The organism is Mycobacterium sp. OAS707 (assembly GCF_014873705.1).
Classification (GTDB): domain Bacteria; phylum Actinomycetota; class Actinomycetes; order Mycobacteriales; family Mycobacteriaceae; genus Mycobacterium.
This window is the reverse complement of record NZ_JADBDS010000002.1, coordinates 677,622-694,328: the sequence shown is the minus strand read 5'-3', so window position 1 is coordinate 694,328 and position 16,707 is coordinate 677,622. Positions and strand designations below refer to the sequence as shown.

At 67.4% G+C, this 16,707-nt stretch carries 16 protein-coding genes; 5 read left to right on the top strand and 11 right to left on the bottom strand.

What is annotated here, in order from left to right:
- Window positions 1-52: 52 nt before the first annotated feature.
- Complete coding sequence (gene glnA, locus GGC64_RS14185) at window positions 53-1,489, bottom strand: type I glutamate--ammonia ligase (RefSeq protein WP_192723140.1); 1,437 nt, start codon at window positions 1,487-1,489, stop codon at window positions 53-55.
- A 150-nt stretch (window positions 1,490-1,639) separates the two neighbouring features.
- On the opposite strand from glnA, the gene GGC64_RS14180 reads away from it, so the two are divergent.
- The gene (locus tag GGC64_RS14180; protein ID WP_192723139.1) at window positions 1,640-2,113 is read left to right on the top strand and encodes an RDD family protein; all 474 of its coding nucleotides are present in this window, start codon (window positions 1,640-1,642) and stop codon (window positions 2,111-2,113) included.
- Between the two features lies 1 nt (window position 2,114).
- On the opposite strand, the gene GGC64_RS14175 is transcribed toward GGC64_RS14180, so the two are convergent.
- From GGC64_RS14175 to sucB, 5 genes are read right to left on the bottom strand one after another with little or no spacing between them, the layout of a single operon-like run.
- The gene (locus tag GGC64_RS14175) at window positions 2,115-2,867 is read right to left on the bottom strand and encodes a DUF4191 domain-containing protein (RefSeq protein ID WP_192723138.1); all 753 of its coding nucleotides are present in this window, start codon (window positions 2,865-2,867) and stop codon (window positions 2,115-2,117) included.
- A gap of 4 nt (window positions 2,868-2,871) precedes the next feature.
- On the bottom strand, window positions 2,872-3,804 hold the full coding sequence (lipA, locus tag GGC64_RS14170; RefSeq protein ID WP_192723137.1) for a lipoyl synthase: 933 nt from the start codon (window positions 3,802-3,804) through the stop codon (window positions 2,872-2,874).
- Entirely contained in the window at window positions 3,804-4,475 is a 672-nt protein-coding gene (lipB, locus tag GGC64_RS14165) for a lipoyl(octanoyl) transferase LipB (RefSeq protein WP_192723136.1), read from the bottom strand. The genes lipA and lipB overlap by 1 nt, the downstream gene beginning before the upstream one ends.
- Before the next feature lie 10 nt (window positions 4,476-4,485).
- On the bottom strand, window positions 4,486-5,397 hold the full coding sequence (locus tag GGC64_RS14160) for a TIGR01777 family oxidoreductase (RefSeq protein ID WP_192723135.1): 912 nt from the start codon (window positions 5,395-5,397) through the stop codon (window positions 4,486-4,488).
- Between the two features lie 6 nt (window positions 5,398-5,403).
- Complete coding sequence (gene sucB, locus GGC64_RS14155; RefSeq protein WP_192723134.1) at window positions 5,404-7,167, bottom strand: 2-oxoglutarate dehydrogenase, E2 component, dihydrolipoamide succinyltransferase; 1,764 nt, start codon at window positions 7,165-7,167, stop codon at window positions 5,404-5,406.
- A 157-nt stretch (window positions 7,168-7,324) separates the two neighbouring features.
- Between sucB and GGC64_RS14150 the strand changes: the two genes are divergently transcribed.
- Window positions 7,325-7,678, top strand: a complete 354-nt coding sequence (locus GGC64_RS14150; protein ID WP_192723133.1) for an oxidoreductase — start codon at window positions 7,325-7,327, stop codon at window positions 7,676-7,678.
- Between the two features lie 51 nt (window positions 7,679-7,729).
- Window positions 7,730-9,493 (top strand): SDR family oxidoreductase, encoded by a 1,764-nt coding sequence (locus GGC64_RS14145; RefSeq protein WP_192723132.1) that lies wholly within the window; start codon window positions 7,730-7,732, stop codon window positions 9,491-9,493.
- 1 nt (window position 9,494) lies between these two features.
- Here GGC64_RS14145 and GGC64_RS14140 read toward each other — a convergent pair whose 3' ends face one another.
- On the bottom strand, window positions 9,495-11,021 hold the full coding sequence (locus tag GGC64_RS14140; protein ID WP_192723131.1) for a leucyl aminopeptidase: 1,527 nt from the start codon (window positions 11,019-11,021) through the stop codon (window positions 9,495-9,497).
- An 18-nt stretch (window positions 11,022-11,039) separates the two neighbouring features.
- Window positions 11,040-12,125, bottom strand: coding sequence for an adenylate/guanylate cyclase domain-containing protein (locus tag GGC64_RS14135; RefSeq protein ID WP_192723130.1), 1,086 nt, complete (start codon window positions 12,123-12,125; stop codon window positions 11,040-11,042).
- Between the two features lie 46 nt (window positions 12,126-12,171).
- Between GGC64_RS14135 and gcvT the strand changes: the two genes are divergently transcribed.
- Both gcvT and GGC64_RS14125 read left to right on the top strand, forming a co-directional pair.
- Complete coding sequence (gene gcvT / locus GGC64_RS14130; RefSeq protein WP_192723129.1) at window positions 12,172-13,281, top strand: glycine cleavage system aminomethyltransferase GcvT; 1,110 nt, start codon at window positions 12,172-12,174, stop codon at window positions 13,279-13,281.
- Between the two features lie 22 nt (window positions 13,282-13,303).
- Window positions 13,304-14,410: a branched-chain amino acid aminotransferase gene (locus GGC64_RS14125; RefSeq protein WP_192723128.1), complete on the top strand. Its 1,107-nt coding sequence runs from the start codon at window positions 13,304-13,306 to the stop codon at window positions 14,408-14,410.
- On the opposite strand, the gene GGC64_RS14120 is transcribed toward GGC64_RS14125, so the two are convergent.
- From GGC64_RS14120 to GGC64_RS14110, 3 genes are read right to left on the bottom strand one after another with little or no spacing between them, the layout of a single operon-like run.
- The gene (locus GGC64_RS14120) at window positions 14,407-15,132 is read right to left on the bottom strand and encodes an adenosylcobinamide-GDP ribazoletransferase (RefSeq protein ID WP_192723127.1); all 726 of its coding nucleotides are present in this window, start codon (window positions 15,130-15,132) and stop codon (window positions 14,407-14,409) included. The two genes, GGC64_RS14125 and GGC64_RS14120, sit on opposite strands and share 4 nt — an antisense overlap.
- Window positions 15,129-16,166, bottom strand: coding sequence for a nicotinate-nucleotide--dimethylbenzimidazole phosphoribosyltransferase (gene cobT, locus GGC64_RS14115; protein ID WP_192723126.1), 1,038 nt, complete (start codon window positions 16,164-16,166; stop codon window positions 15,129-15,131). Before cobT ends, GGC64_RS14120 begins: the two co-directional genes overlap by 4 nt.
- Window positions 16,163-16,696 carry a bifunctional adenosylcobinamide kinase/adenosylcobinamide-phosphate guanylyltransferase gene (locus GGC64_RS14110; RefSeq protein WP_192723125.1) on the bottom strand — a complete coding sequence of 178 codons (534 nt, stop codon included), beginning with the start codon at window positions 16,694-16,696 and terminating at the stop codon, window positions 16,163-16,165. Before GGC64_RS14110 ends, cobT begins: the two co-directional genes overlap by 4 nt.
- Window positions 16,697-16,707 lie beyond the last annotated feature (11 nt).

Genomic DNA, 16,707 nt, shown 5'->3' with positions numbered 1-16,707 from the left:
ACGCGGGGCGGAGGAAATCCTCCGCCCCGCATTTGTCAGACCGTCTGAACGACTAAACGTCGTAGTACAGCGCGATCTCGTACGGGTGAGGCCGGATCTGCACCGGAAGGATCTCGTTCTCGCGCTTGTAGGAGATCCAGGTCTCGATCAGGTCCTCGGTGAACACGCCGCCCTCGGTGAGGTAGTCGTGATCCTCCTCGAGTCGGTCGATCACGGCCGACAGCGAGGTCGGCGCCTGCGGGATGCTGGCGGCCTCGTCCGGCGGCAACTCGTAGAGGTCCTTGTCGACAGGCGACTGCGGCTCCATCTTCTTCTTGATGCCGTCCAGGCCGGCCATCATCATCGCCGCGAATGCCAGGTACGGGTTGCCCGAGCTGTCGGGGCAACGGAACTCGAGGCGCTTGGCCTTCGGGTTGTTGCCGGTGATCGGGATACGCACGCACGCGGAGCGGTTGCGCTGGCTGTACACCAGGTTGATCGGGGCCTCGTAGCCGGGCACCAGGCGCTTGTAGGAGTTCACCGTCGGGTTGGTGAAGGCCAGCAGCGACGGCGCGTGATGCAGAATGCCGCCGATGTAGTGGCGCGCGGTGTCCGAGAGGCCGGCATAACCCGACTCGTCGTGGAACAGCGGGCTGCCGTCCTTCCACAGCGACTGGTGGCAGTGCATGCCGGAACCGTTGTCGCCGAACAGCGGCTTGGGCATGAACGTCACCGACTTGCCTGCCTGCCAGGCCGTGTTCTTGATGATGTACTTGAACAGCACCAGGTCATCGGCGGCGTGCAGCAGCGTGTTGAACTTGTAGTTGATCTCGGCCTGGCCGGCGGTGCCCACCTCGTGGTGACCGCGCTCCAGCACGAAACCGGCGTTCTGCAGGTTGGTGCACATCTCGTCGCGCAGGTCGACGTAATGGTCGTACGGCGCGACGGGGAAGTAGCCACCCTTCGGGCGGACCTTGTAGCCGCGGTTGGCGCTGCCGTCCGACTCGAACGGCTCGCCGGTGTTCCACCAGCCCGCCTCCGAGTCGATCTCGTAGAACGTGCCGTTCATCTGCGAGTCGAACGAAACCGAGTCGAAGATGTAGAACTCGGCCTCCGCGCCGAAGTACGCGGTGTCGGCGATGCCGGTGCTGGCCAAGTAGTTCTCGGCCTTGCGGGCCACGTTGCGTGGGTCGCGGGAGTACGCCTCGCGGGTGAACGGATCGTGCACGAAGAAGTTGAGGTTCAGCGTCTTGGCGGCGCGGAACGGGTCGATCCGAGCGGTGTCGGGGTCCGGCAGCAGCATCATGTCGGACTCGTGGATCGACTGGAAGCCGCGCACCGACGAACCGTCGAATGCCAGCCCGTCCTCGAAAACGCTCTCGTCGAATACCGAAGCCGGGACCGAGAAGTGCTGGACAACACCGGGAAGATCGCAGAACCGGATGTCGACGTACTGGACGTCTTCGTCCTTGATCTGCTTGATGATGTCGTCGGCGGTCTTTTCTGCCACTGAGTTCTCTCCTTATTTCTGGTAAACCCGCGGGTTGACGCTATGGACACGATGTTGCATGGTCGTCAACCGCATGTTGCGCTGAAGTTACGCAATTTGCCTGCAGCGGCGGCCGAAGGGCCTTCAGAAGGCCCCGCTTATCCTGACAGTATGGCCCGCGAGATTGGGTCCTGGCTGTCGGGTCCGTCTTCGGAGTCGGGCAGTCCGGGCCAAGAACCCAACGAGTATCCGGGCCAGCGGCTCGGTTTGCCGCAATCCGGCCCCCGATCGCTCGCCCGGATGGGCAGACGGCTCGCGGCGCTGTGCGTCGACTGGTTGATCGCCTACGGGCTGGCCGCCCTGGCGATGTCGTTCGGTTGGGTGTCGATGCCGTGGCTGCAATGGGCGATCTTGGGCATCTGGTTCGTGCTCGGCGCCGTTTCGGTTCGGCTATTCGGCTTCACTCCAGGCCAGTACGCGTTGGGTCTGATCGTCGTGCCTGTCGACGGCCGTCAGCATGTCGGCTTCGGCCGAGCGGTGGTGCGCGGGGCGCTGATCGCCGTCGTGATTCCGCCGCTGATCACCGACGCCGACATGCGGGGTCTGCAGGACAAGGTCACCAATACCGCGGTCGTGCGGCGCTGAGTCAGCGCCTGCGGACGGTGCGCTGCACGTTGCGCATCTTGGCCTGACCCGGCAGCGGCCCCTTCGGCATCGCGGCGGCGCCGCCCTTGCTTCCCAGCGCCATCAGCCGCGACTCCAGCGAGTCCATCTGCTTGACCGTGATGTTGGCGGGCAGCTTCGTCATGTGACGTTCGAGCTTGGCCAGCGGCACTTCGCCTTCGCCGTTGCCGACGATGAAGTCGTAGATCGGGGTATCACCGATCAGGCGGGCGGTGCGCTTCTTCTCCTGGGCCAGCAGAGGTTTGACGCGGGTCGTCGAACCTTCGCCGACGAGGATCACGCCGGGACGCCCGATCACCCGATGCACCGCGTCGAAGTGGCCGGTGGCGGCGACGCCGGGCGTGACCCGCCACTTGCCGCGCAGGTTCTCCAGCGCCCATGCCGCGGCGCCGGTCTGTCCTTCGGCCTTTCGGTACACCGACTTCTGCGCGCGGCGCCCGAAGATGACGAAGGCCACCAGCGCGCCGAGCACGATGCCCAGCGGAATCATCAAGTAGCCGGTGAACCCGCCCGAAAGGATGCCGAACGCCGTCGACGCGCCGACGATCACGACGAACGCGCCGATCATGTACGGCAGGAGGCGCTTGTCCTCTTTGCGCTGGATCTGGAACGCCTGCCACAACTGGCTGCGCCGCTGCTTGGAGGCGGCCTTGCGGGTCGCCTTGGCCTCGGCCTTGGCAGCCTTCACCGCAGCGGGGTCACGGGGTTTCGCCATTGGTTCAGGATACGGCTGGTCTGGATGCGACTGTCTGCGCGTACAGCCTGCCCGCCCGATACGACGACCGGACCAGCGGGCCTGCGAGCACTCCGGCGAAGCCGAGGCCGTTGGCGAACTGCTCGTGCTCGACGAATTCCTCGGGGTGCACCCAGCGCTCAACCGGGTGGTGGCGCACCGACGGACGCAGGTACTGAGTGATCGTGACGATGTCGCAGCCGGCTTCGTGCAGGTCAACAAGCGCAGTGCGCACCTCTTCGGGCGTCTCGCCCATGCCGAGGATCAGGTTCGACTTGGTGACGAGGCCGTAGTCGCGGGCAGCGGTGAGCACGTTCAGGCTGCGCTCGTAGCGGAACGCCGGGCGGATCCGTTTGAAGATCCGCGGCACGGTTTCGACGTTGTGCGCCAACACTTCTGGACGGGCTGCGAAGACCTGCTCCAGCAGTGCCGGCTCGCCGTTGAAGTCGGGGATCAGCAACTCGACCCCGGTGTTGGGGTTGAGCTTCTTGATCGCCCGCACGGTTTCGGCGTACAGCCACGCGCCGCCGTCGGGCAGATCGTCGCGGGCCACCCCGGTGACCGTGGAGTAGCGCAGCCCCATCGCTTGCACGCTCTCGGCGACCCGACGCGGTTCGTCGCGGTCGAGGTCGGCGGGTTTACCGGTGTCGATCTGGCAGAAGTCGCAGCGACGGGTGCATTGCTCGCCGCCGATCAGGAAGGTCGCTTCGCGGTCTTCCCAGCATTCGAAGATGTTCGGGCAGCCGGCTTCCTCGCAGACCGTGTGCAGACCCTCCCGTTTGACGAGCGCCTTGAGCTCCTTGTACTCCGGGCCCATCTTCGCGCGGGTCTTGATCCACGGCGGCTTGCGCTCGATCGGCGTCTCGGCGTTGCGAACCTCGAGACGCAGCAGCTTTCGACCTTCGGGAGCGACCGTCACTACGTCAACGCTACTACCAGGCGGCCGTCGAGCGCGTCACACACGGCGTCGGCCATCGGGGTGAGCACGTCCTCGACGGTCACCCGGCGGCCGAGCTCGGCGGTCAGCGACGTGACGCCGGCGTCGGAGATGCCGCACGGCACGATCGCGCCGAACGCATCGAGGTCGCAGTCGCAGTTGAGGGCGAACCCGTGCAGGGTGGTCGCGCGCGCCACCCGGATGCCGATGGCGCCGATCTTGCGTGCGGGTCGCTTGCCGTCCGGCGACGCCCAGACGCCGGAGCGGCCCTCGACGCGGCCGGCTTCCAGTCCCAGCCCCGCGCACACTTTGATCATCGATTCCTCAAGGCGCCGAACGAAATTCACGACGTCGAGCGGCTCGGCGAGGCCGATGATCGGGTAGCCGACCAACTGGCCGGGTCCGTGCCAGGTGATCTTGCCGCCGCGGTCGGTGTCGACCACCGGGGTGTCGTCAGCCGGACGTTCCTCCGGCAGCGTGCGGCGTCCTGCCGTGTACACCGGCGGGTGTTCGAGCAGCAACAGCGTGTCGGAGCCACCCGCGACTCGGGCGTCGGCGAGTTCGCGCTGCAGCTGCCATGCCGTCTGATAGTCGACGGTGCCGAGTCGGCGCACGTCGACCGGCGTTGTCGCCGACCGGATCGATGCCGCCATGGCATCAAAACTACGCGTCATGGTTCTTCGCCGTCGCGAACGCCAGCGCCTCGCCGATGGTGTTGTGGTGGAACTTGAACCCCGCGCGTTCCAGCACCGTCGGGATTGCCCGCTGCCCGCCGAGCAGACCCTCGTCGGCGAATTCGCCGATCAGGGTGCGCAGCGCGAAGCCGGGTGCGATCAACGGGGTCGGGCGGTTCACGGTGCGGCCGAGCGCGGCGGTGAACTCGGCGTTGGTCACCGGCGCGGGCCCGGTCAGGTTGACGGGCCCGGCCACCTCGTCGTGGTTGATCGCGAACAGCAGCGCACGGATTTCGTCTTCGAGACTGATCCATGGCATGTACTGGCGTCCGTTGCCCAGTCGGGCGCCGAGGCCCAACGAGAACAGCGGCTTGATCCGGCTCAGCAGACCGCCCGCGGGTGCCAGCACCAGGCCGGTGCGCGCCAGCACCACCCGGGTTCCGTCGCGTTCGGCGAAGGACGTCGCGGCCTCCCAGTCCGCACACAGCTGAGCCATGAAACCCTCACCGGCAGGGGCGGTTTCGTCGACGGTGCGACCGCCGGTGTCGCCGTAGTAGCCGACCGCGCTGGCATTCACCAGAGTCGGAACGCCTGCCTCGACCGCAGCTGCCGAGAGCACTTCGGTGGGCCCTATCCGGCTGTCGCGCAGGCTCTGTTTGAACGCACCCGACCATCGCTTCTCGCCGATGCTGATGCCGCACAGGTTGACGACCGCATCGACACCGTCGAGCGTGCTCGAGTCGAACTCGCCGGTGTCCGGGTTCCAGAACACCTCGTCGGCATTCGACGGCGCCCGCCGCACGATCCGCAGCACCCTGCGGTCGGTGGCGCGTAGCGCATAAACCAATGCCGAGCCGATCAGGCCGGACGACCCCGCGATCGCGATGACGGCGTTGGTCACGGCGCTCTATAGCCCGAGATCGGCCTCGAAGGCACCCTCTTCGAGGCGGCGCTTGATGGTCGTCAGGAAGCGTCCGGCATCGGCGCCATCGATGAGCCGGTGGTCGTAGGTCAGCGGTAGGTAGCACACCGACCGCACGCCGATCGACTCGTTGCCGTACTGGTCGGCGATCACCCGGGGCCGCTTCACGATCGCGCCCGTGCCAAGCATCGCCGCCTGCGGCGGGACCAGGATCGGGGTGTCGAACAGCGCGCCCTGGCTGCCGATGTTCGTGATCGTGAACGTTCCGCCGGACAGTTCGTCGGGCTTGAGGTTGCCGCTGCGGGCGCGCGCCGCGATGTCGGCGATCGCGCGGGCCAGCCCACCGAGTGAGAGGTCACCGGCGTTGTGGATCACCGGCGACAGCAGTCCCTGCTCGGTGTCGACCGCGAAGCCGAGGTGCTCGGCGTCGTAGTAGGTGATCTCCTTGGATTCTTCGTTGTAGCTGGCGTTCACGTTTGGATGCGCCTTGAGGGCATCGATCACCGCCACCGCGAAGAACGGCAGGAACGTCAGATTGACGCCTTCGCGTTCGGCGAACTTGGCCTTCGCCTTGGCCCGCAGCGACACGATCTTGGTCATGTCGACCTCGTGGGTTTGCGTCAATTGCGCTGTGGCCTGCAGAGATTCGCGGGTCTTCTTCGCGGTGATCTGGCGGATCCGGTTGGCCTTCTGCGTAGTCCCGCGCAGGTGGGCCAGCGCAGGTGCGGGCGTCGCAGCGGCGGCGGCCGGTTTGGCGGGGGCCGCAGCGGGCGCGGCCTCTGGTGCCGGGGCGGCCGGGGCCTTCTTGGCTTCCGCGGCGGCCATCACGTCCTGCTTGCGAATCCGCCCGCCGACGCCGGTGCCCTTCACCGATGCCAGGTCAATGTTGTTCTCAGCGGCCAGCTTTCGCACCAGCGGGGTGACGTACGGGCCGCCGTCGGCCGAAGGCGCCTCGGCCGCGGGGGCCGGCTGGGCCTCCGGCTTGGGCTCCGGCTTGGGTTCCGGCTTGGCATCGGCGGCCGGCTCGGCCTTGGGTTCGGGTTTCGGTTCCGGCTTCGGCTCGGGCTTGGGTTCGGGTTTCGGCTCGGGCGTGGGTTCGGGCGCAGGCGCCTCGGCTGCTCCGGCATCGGCGTCGCCGATCTTGGCCAGCTCGCCGCCGACCGCGACGGTGTCGTCCTCTTCGGCGGTGATCGACAGCAGCGTGCCCGCCACCGGGGAAGGGATCTCGGTGTCGACCTTGTCGGTGGACACCTCGACCAGTGGCTCGTCGACCTCGACGGAATCGCCGACCTTCTTCAGCCAGCGCGTCACGGTGCCTTCGGTGACCGACTCGCCGAGCTCGGGCATCTTCACCGACGTGGCCTGACCGCCGCCGCCCGACGACGCGGCTGCCGGCTTGGCCGGTTCGGGCGCGGGCTCCTGTTCCTCGGCGGCCGGTTCAGGCTGCGCCGCAGGCTCCTCGGCGGGCTTTTCCTCTTCGGCGGCCGGGGCCGGTTCGGCAGGCGCTTCGCCTGCGTCGCCGATCACCGCGAGCTCACCGCCGACCTCAACGGTGTCGTCTTCGGCAGCGACGATCTTGGTCAACACGCCTGCGGCCGGCGAAGGGATCTCCGTGTCGACCTTGTCGGTGGACACCTCGAGTAATGGCTCATCTTGTTCGACCGTGTCGCCCTCTTGCTTGAGCCAGCGGGTGACAGTGCCCTCGGTGACGCTCTCGCCGAGTGCGGGCATCTGAACGGAGATGGCCATATGTATCGACTCCCTCGCTCTCTGAAAACGGTTCAGTTGGTACGGGTCGAATGTCGGGTCCCATCCTGTCACGTCTGCCCACGCAATTCGCCGCAGACCTGGGGTCTGAAAGCTCTGGCACTATCGATAGAGGTGAAAGAGAAGGAGCCGAGCCCAGGTGGGACTGTTCGACAGGTTTCGCGGCGGTCGTCAAGCGCGGAGCGCGGCCGGTAGTGACCCAGCAGCCGACCTGAAGTACCTGCAGCAGTGGGTGGCCGAACACATCGGCGTCGAAGCGTTCGTCGAGCCGAGAACCACCGTCACCGATGTCACCGTCGTCCTGGTGGCCGCCGATGGCGAGTGGACCCGCCGCAGGGCCGGGGGTGACGCCGGTGCGAGGAGGCTGAGCGAGCGGCTACAGATCCCGGTCTACGACGTGCAGAAGGTGGGTTACCCGCAGCGGATGCGCGATTACGACGCGCGCAGGCGGATTCAGCGCGACCGCGCGCTTCGGGAAGAGCTCGAAGGCTGATCAAGGCTCCTGATACGGTACCAGCGGTCCCACTAACTGTGCGGAGGTGCCATGACCGAGATCACCGAGCGGTTCATCGACAGCACTGACGGGGTGCGCATCGCCGTCTATGAAGAGGGCAATCCCGACGGCCCCACAGTTGTGCTCGTACACGGCTGGCCGGATTCGCACTTTCTGTGGAACGGCGTCGTGCCGCTTCTGGCCGACCGCTTCCGGATCGTGCGTTACGACAACCGCGGCGCCGGGAAATCGACTGTGCCGAAAAAGGTTTCGGCCTTCACCATGCCCCGTTTCGCCGACGACTTCGCCGCGGTGATCGATGCGGTGGCGCTGGGACAGCCCGTGCATGTGCTGGCTCATGACTGGGGATCGGCGGGGGTGTGGGAGTACTTATCCCGTTCCGGGGCAAGCGATCACGTCGCTTCCTTCACCTCGCTGTCCGGCCCCAGTTCCGATCATCTGGTGATGTACCTGCGTAACGCGCTCCTGCGGCCGCATCGACCGAAGCGGTTTGCGCGTGCGCTTTATCAAGCACTGCGGCTGACCTACATGGGCGTGTTCTCAGTGCCGCTGCTGCTGCCACTGGCCATGCGTGCGTTTCTCGCCGACGCGATTCGCCAGTTGATCATCGACCGCGGGATACCGTCGCACCAACTTCACCACGCCGAAACGTTCAAGGCGGACGCGGCAAACGGCATGAAGATCTACCGCGCCAACTTCTTGCGCTCGGCAGGCAACGTCCGACGGGACTACCGCGTCGATGTGCCCGTTCAATTGATCGTCAACACCAAGGACAACTGGATTCAGCCCCACGGGTTCGACCAAACACACAACTGGGTACCGCGGCTGTGGCGGCGCGACATCAGGGCCGGCCACTGGTCACCCATGTCGCACCCCCAGGTACTCGCCGCGTCGGTTGCCGAGTTCGTCGACTTTCTGAACGGCAAGCCCGCCACCCGTTCGCTGCTGCGCGCACAGGTCGGTCGTCCACGCGAATACTTCAGCGACACACTGGTTTCCGTCACCGGCGCGGGCAGCGGCATCGGCCGTGAGACCGCGCTGGCGTTTGCCCGTGAGGGCGCCGAACTGGTGATCAGCGATATCGACGAAGCGACGGTCAAGGAGACCGCAGCGCAGATCACCGCGCGCGGCGGCGTCGCGCACTTCTACACGCTAGATGTCTCCGACGCCGAGGCCGTCGAGGAGTTCGCCGAACGCGTGAGCGCCGAGCACGGTGTGCCCGACATCGTGGTCAACAACGCCGGAATCGGCCACGCGGGGCTGTTTCTTGACACGCCTGCCGAACAGTTCGACAGGGTGCTCGACATCAACTTCGGCGGGGTCGTCAACTGCTGCAGGTCATTCGGCCGCCGGCTCGTTGACAGAGGTACTGGCGGGCACATCGTCAACATCTCGTCGATGGCCGCGTATTCGCCGCAGCAGTCGATGAATGCGTACTCCACCAGCAAGGCCGCCGTGTTCATGTTCGGTGATTGTCTGCGCGCCGAACTCGACCAGGCCGGGGTCGGGCTCACTACCGTCTGCCCGGGCGTGATCAACACGAACATCGTGCACACCACGAGGTTCGACGTGCCGGCAGGGAAGCAGGCGAAGGTGGAGGCGCGTCGCGCGCAGCTCGAAAAGGCTTTCGCGGCACGCAGATACGGCCCCGACAAGGTTGCCAAGGCGATCGTGTCGGCCGTCAAGAAGAACAAGCCGATCCGGCCCGTCGCGCCGGAGGCCTACTTCGTGTACGGCGTCGCGCACCTGCTGCCGCAGGTGATGCGCAGCTCCGCGCGCGCAAACGTGATGTAGCTCAGCCGTTAGCGGCTACATCTTCCAGGACCGCGAACATCGTCCGCGTCGGCACGCCGGTGCCGCCCTTGCCGGTATAGCCCCACGGCCCGCCGGTGTTGTATGCCGGCCCCGCGATGTCGATGTGCGCCCACTGCACCCCGTCGGCGACGAACTCGCGCAGATACGTGCCAGCGACGAGCATGCCCGCATAGCGTGACCCGCTGACGTTGGCCAGGTCGGCGACCGTCGACTTCAGATCGTCCTTCAACTCCTCGGGCAGCGGCATCGCCCACGCGTTCTCGCCGACCTCCTGCGACAGCTCGGCGACCCGGTCGCGGAACTCGTCGCTGCCCATCACTCCTGGCGTGCGTGCACCGAGAGCGACCGTCTGCGCGCCGGTCAGCGTCGACGTCTCGATCAGGTAGTCGGGGTTGTCCTCACACGCCCGCACGATCGCGTCGGCCAGGATCAGCCGGCCCTCGGCATCGGTGTTGAGCACCTCGACGGTGATGCCGCCGTATTGGGTCAGCACGTCACCGGGCCGCTGCGCGGTCGACGACGGCATGTTCTCTGCCATCGGCACCGTGGCGATCACGTCGATGGGCAACTGCTGCTTGGCTGCCAGCACGACCGTGGCGATCACCGCGGCGGCGCCGCCCATGTCGGAGGTCATGTGGTGCATGTTGGCCGCGGGCTTGATCGAGATGCCGCCGGTGTCGAACGTGATGCCCTTGCCGACGAGCGCGACCGTCTTCGCCTTCTTGCTCTTGCCGCCGCGGTGCGCCAGTCGCACCAGCCGGGGCGGACGTGACGAGCCCTTGCCGACACCGATCACGCCGCCGTAGCCCTCTTTGGCGAGAGCCTTGTCGTCGAGCACCTCGACCTCGAGTCCTGCTGCTTCTCCCAAAGCCTTTGCGCGCTTGGCGAATTCGGCAGGAAAGAGGTGACTCGGCGGGGTGTTCACCAGATCGCGGGCGGTGGCCACCGCGGTCGCGATCGCCGTCGCTCGCTGCGCAGCTGCCGTTGTCTTGGCCTTGGTGTCGGCGGCGAGCACTGTGATCTCGCGCAGACCCGCGTCCTTGGGTGCGGTCTTGGCGCTGCGGAAGTCGGTGAACCGGTAGGCGCCGAGGATCAGGCCTTCGATCGTCGCGCTCAGGTCGAGGTCCGACAGCGTGGTGATCGCCGTGGTGGTGCCGTTCAGCGAGCGCGCGGCGGTTCCGGCGGCGCGACGGATCACGTCGGCAGGCCACTGGTCGCGGTCCTTGCCCAGCCCGACGGCCAGCACGCTGCCCACCGGCAGCGACGGTGCGACCACGCGAGTGACCTGGTCCGGGCCCCCCTTCGCGCCAAGCGCCCGCAGTGCCACGTCGATCTCGCCGACCGCTTCCGCGTCGAGGAACGGACTGTGCAGGACCGTCGCCGTCGCGTCCTCATCCTGACCGCTCACCACCGGCACGATCAGCACCGCCGAGTCGTTTTTGCGTTTGGCCAGCGCCGAGGCGACGGTGACTGCGGGGGCCTGATAACCGGGATTTGCAGGGCTCACGAGGCCTTACCCTAGCTGTCAGCGCGACAAGTGCAGGTCGTAGGCCGTCACCGGCTCGTCGAAGCCCTTGAGCGTCAACGGATCTAAGGGGATGGCCGGCCAGTCCGGCAGCTCGTCTCGGACGTCGGTGGCGGCAAGGATCTGGCCCGGCGCGGCCGCCGCCACCAGGCGCGCAGCGAGGTTGACCGGGGTGCCGAAGTAGTCGCCCCCGATGGCCAGCACCGATCCGTAGCCCAGGCCCGCGCGCACCAGCAGACCGGCCTCCCGCGCTCGCGGGTACTCGACGAGATCGAACGCAACCTTGGCGAGCAGTTCAGGTGTCGGCGTCACCCACATGACTTCGTCGCCGATGAACTTCACCACCCGGCCACCGTCGGCGTGCACGACGTCGCTGACTGCGCCGCCGAACTCGACGAGGAGGTCTGACAATTCGGCCGGGCTGAGTCGCTGGGTCAGCTCGGTGAAGCCGGAAAGATCCGCGAACCCCACACCACAGGTGACGCTTGCCGACGCGTCGCTGATGACGCCCTCGAAATAGGTTCGGGCGCTGGTGATTTGATGGCGAAATACGGAGTCCATCAGTGTGGAGAGACCGGGCACCAGCTCGGCGACTTCGCGGTACGCGAGCGCGGTGGTGAGCTCGTCCTGGCTGTGCGTGACCATCAGGTTGGGTTGCGCGATCCGGATCATGGTTCCGCTGGCCTCGGCGAGGCGGGCCATCGCGGCACCGACCACCCGCAAGAAATTGAGCGCCGCGTCCTCACCGGCGAACTTCCGCAGCGTGACCCACGCCGACAAACCGTCGACGTCGACCTGGCTGAGCAACGGCGTCTGTTGATCGGGGACCCTCAGCCCGAGCGCCTCCCAGGCGTGCGCGACGTCATCGACGGACACGCCCAGGGCAGTCGCCGCAGCGCCCAGGCTGTAAATCGGGTGGCCGGACCGTTGCAGGACGTCGCCTGCCAGGCCGAACAACCGGCCGCGCCGCTCGGCGTCGACCATGTCCTCGGTCGTGAAGCCCAGACCGTCCAGGTATTCGATGAGACCGGCCCGATCCCTGGCGTTGGCGATTCCCGCGGCTTCCAGCGCATCGAAATCGACCACCCACCGGAGTCTGCCAGCGCGGACTTCCCCACTAGGGTGATTTCCCGTGTCCGACACTGAAGCGAGCGAGACCCTGCACGGCCCCCTCGAGGAACGCCATCGTCAGCTCGGCGCGAGTTTCGCCGAATTCTCCGGCTGGCTGATGCCGGTGTCATACGCAGGCACTGTCAGCGAGCACACCGCGACGCGCACCACCGTCGGCCTGTTCGACGTGAGTCATCTCGGCAAGGCACTGGTCAAAGGGCCCGGCGCGGCCGAATACGTCAACTCCGCACTCACCAACGACCTCCGTCGCATTGGACCCGGCAAGGCCCAATACACGTTGTGCTGCACCGATTCCGGTGGCGTGATCGACGACCTGATCGCCTACTACGTCTCCGACGACGAGATCTTCCTTGTACCCAACGCCGCCAACACACCGGCGGTCGTTGCGGCGCTGCAGGAGCGCGCGCCAGCGGGCCTGACCATCACCGACGAACACCGCTCGTACGCGGTGCTCGCCGTGCAGGGCCCCGAGTCGACCAAAGTCGTTGGCGGATTGGGCCTACCCACCGACATGGACTACATGGGCTATGCCGACGCCGAATTCGACGGGGTTCCCGTCCGCGTGTGCCGCACCGGCTACACCGGCGAGCACGGTTACGAGCTGCTGCCGACGTGGGAGCAGGCCGGTATGGTTTTCGACGCGCTCGTCGACGCTGTCGGCAGTGCGGGCGGTGAGCTGGCCGGGCTCGGCGCCCGCGACACGCTGCGCACCGAGATGGGTTACCCGCTGCACGGCCACGAACTGTCGCTGGAGATCTCGCCGCTGCAGGCGGGCTGCGGCTGGGCGATCGGTTGGCGCAAGGACGCGTTCTGGGGACGCGAAGCGCTGCTGGCCGAGAAAGAGGCAGGCCCGAGGCGGGTGTTGCGCGGACTGCGGGCCGTCGGCCGCGGCGTGCTGCGTCCCGACCTCGCGGTGCTCGACGGCGAAACCCAGATCGGCGTGACGACGTCGGGAACGTTTTCCCCGGGCTTGAAAATCGGTATCGCGCTTGCCCTGATCGACACCGACAAAGACATTGCCGACGGCCAACACGTCTCGGTCGACGTGCGAGGCCGGGCCATTGAATGTGAAGTCGTCAGGCCGCCGTTTGTCGAGGCAAAAACCCGCTAGCTAGCGGATATACAATCGCTGCATGACTGACGGTCCCCTCGAATTCACCGTTGAGCGCAATGCGACGCCGGTGAGCGACGAGGTACGGGCCTCGATTCTGAACGATCCGCCGTTCGGTCAGTTCCACACCGACCACATGGTCTCGATCGACTATGTCGACGGGAAGGGCTGGCACAACGCGCGGGTGATCCCGTACGGCCCTATCGAGCTGGACCCGTCGGCGATCGTGTTGCACTACGCCCAGGAGATCTTCGAAGGGCTCAAGGCTTACCGCTGGGCGGACGGCTCCATCGTGTCGTTCCGCCCCGAGGCCAACGCCCGCCGGTTGCGCTCGTCGGCGCGCCGGCTGGCCATCCCCGAGCTGCCCGAAGAGGTGTTCATCGAGTCGCTGCGACAGCTGATCGCCGTCGACGAGCCGTGGGTGCCCCGCGCCGGCGGCGAGGAGTCGCTGTATCTGCGGCCCTATGTCTTCGCCACCGAGCCGGGGCTCGGCGTGCGGCCCGCGAGCGAATACCGCTACATGGTCATCGCCTCGCCCGTCGGCGCGTACTTCAAGGGCGGCATCAAGCCGGTCAGCGTGTGGCTGTCGACGGAGTACGTGCGCGCGTGCCCAGGCGGCACCGGCGCGGCGAAATTCGGTGGCAATTACGCCGCGTCGCTCTTGGCGCAGGCGCAGGCGACCGAGAACGACTGCGATCAGGTGGTGTGGCTGGACGCCGCCGAACGCCGCTTCGTCGAAGAGATGGGTGGGATGAACCTGTTCTTCGTGTTCGGCAGCGGCGGCACCGCGCGGTTGGTGACACCCGAGCTGAGCGGGTCGATCCTGCCAGGCGTTACGCGAGATGCCTTGCTGCAGTTGGCAACTGATGCCGGATTCGCCGTCGAGGAACGCAAGATCGATGTCGACGAGTGGCAGAAGAAGGTCGCAGCGGGTGAGATCACGGAGGTGTTCGCGTGCGGCACCGCCGCGGTGATCACGCCGGTTGCGCGGGTCAAGTACGGCGACGGCGAATTCACCATCGCCGACGGCGGTCCGGGCGAGATCACCATGGCGCTGCGCGACACGCTGACCGGCATCCAGCGCGGCATGTTCGCCGACACGCACGGCTGGATGGCGCGACTGAGTTAGGCGATCGCAAGCCCGACGGCGGCCACCGTCGTCGTCACCTCGATGGCCGCGCCGAGCACATCACCGGTGATGCCGCCGAACCGGCGGACGCAGTGCGCAACCAGAACGACACCGCAGCCGACCGCGACGAGGACCGTGACCGGGCCCTGCCACGGGCGCGGATCGGCAAGCGTCGCCAATGCTGCGACGGCGACGGTCCAGATGAGCACCACAGCGACCGGTTGGGTGCCCGCGGCGCGGCCGCCAAGCGAGCTGCCCTGCGCGGCAGTCAGCGCGCGTCTGCATGCCGCGACCGCGGCCACCCGGCCGGCGGTCACCGCAACGATCACCGCGACGACACCAAGTTCGGTGAATGCCAGCGCCTGCAACAGGATCGCGACCACCACCGCCGCGACGCCGAACGGGCCGGCCGAGCCGTCGCGCATCACTTGCAATGCCCGCTCGGGCGGCCCGTAACAGCCGAGCGCATCGGTGGTGTCTGACAACCCATCGATGTGCAGGCCGCGCGTCACGAGCAGCAGGACCGCTACCGCGAGCGCCCCGCCAAGCGGGTTGCCAGCGCCGAACGCCGACGCTGACGCCAGGACCACCCCGCCTGCGAGCGCCCCGAGCGCGACGCCGACGACAGGCAATGCGGTGATGACGCCGCGGCCGACGCCGGCAGAACTGCGTACGGGCAGGACGGTCGCAAACGCGAATGCGCCTGTGACCGAACGGATCACGCGGTGACGCCTGCCTCGTCGAAGGTGGCCATCAACGCCAGCGCGGCGACGGCGGCGCGTACGACCGGCAGCGCGACCGCTGCGCCGGTGCCCTCGCCGAGGCGCATCCGCATGTCGACGATCGGTTCGAGGTCGAGATGTTGCAGCGCGAGCGTGTGCGCCGGTTCGGTCGACCGGTGTCCCGCTTGCCACCACTGCCGGGCGCCCGGCGCGAGCTTGTCGGCCACCAGCGCGGCAGCGGTGACGACGACGCCGTCGAGCAACACCGGAGTACGGCGCGCTGCGGCCTGTGCGCAGAATCCCGCCATCGCCGCGAAGTCCGCACCACCGCAAACCCGCAGTAGCCCAACCGGATCCGTCGACATGCCACGGGCGCGGTACAGGGCGTCGCGGATCGCGGCGGTCTTGCGGGCCCAGGCAGCGTCATCGATGCCCGTGCCGCGTCCGACGACCGCCACGGGCTCGGAGTTGGTCAGCGCCGCGATCAAAGTTGTTGCCGCCGTGGTGTTTCCGATTCCCATATCACCGGCGATCAACAGATCGGCCCCGGAATCGACTTCCTCGTCGGCAATCAGCCGGCCTGCCTCGATGGCGGCCGCAGATTCCTCGGCCGACATGGCGTCCTCGACCGCGATGTTGCCGCTGCTACGGCGCACTTTGTGGGCACCGATCGACGGCGACAGCGGTTCGGGCGCATCCACCGAGATGTCGACCACCCGTACGCTCGCCCCCGCCGCCTCGGCGAGCACGTTGATGGCCGCACCGCCCGCGTCGAAGTTGGCCACCATCTGCGCGGTGACCTCGGCCGGATAGGCGGAGACGCCGGAGGACGTGACGCCGTGATCGCCTGCGAACACCACGACGCGCGGACGCTGGAATTGCCGCGGCGGGCAGACTCCCTGGCACGACGCCACCCACACCGACAGGTCCTCGAGCCTGCCCAGCGAACCGGGCGGCTTGGTCAAGCGGTCTTGACGTGCGCGCGCCGCGGCGGCCACCTCAGCGTCGGGCGGGGTGATGTCGAAGTCGGTCACGAGGCGGCCTTCACGGTCAGGGGTTGCCCGGCGACAACCAGCACCACCTGGTCGCACAGGGCCGCCAATTGCTGATTGAGACTGCCCAATTCGTCGGCGAACCGACGTCCCGACACCGTGTGCGGCACCACCGTCAGTCCGACCTCGGGGCTGACGAGCGCCAGCGGCGCGCCGAATGCATGGACCGCGTCGACCAGCTCAGCCACGTCTGCCGCCACCGAACCCGCGGTCCATGCGTCGCGTCGGTCCAGCACCGCGGTCAGCCAGCCACCGATGTCGTCGACGAGCGTCGGTGTCGCGGCCTCGGTGCGCAATTGTGTTGCGATGTCGACTGTTTCGACCGTCGACCAGTGCGAAGGGCGACGGGCCCGGTGGGCCGCGATACGCGCCGACCAGTCGGCGTCTGCGTCGGCCGTGGCACCGGTGGCCAGGTAGCACACCGGCTGCCCTGGCCCGGCCGCATCGGCGATCGCCGCCTCCGCCCACCGCGATTTGCCTGACCTGATACCCCCGAGCACCAGTGTGCGCACGGGGCGGTCAG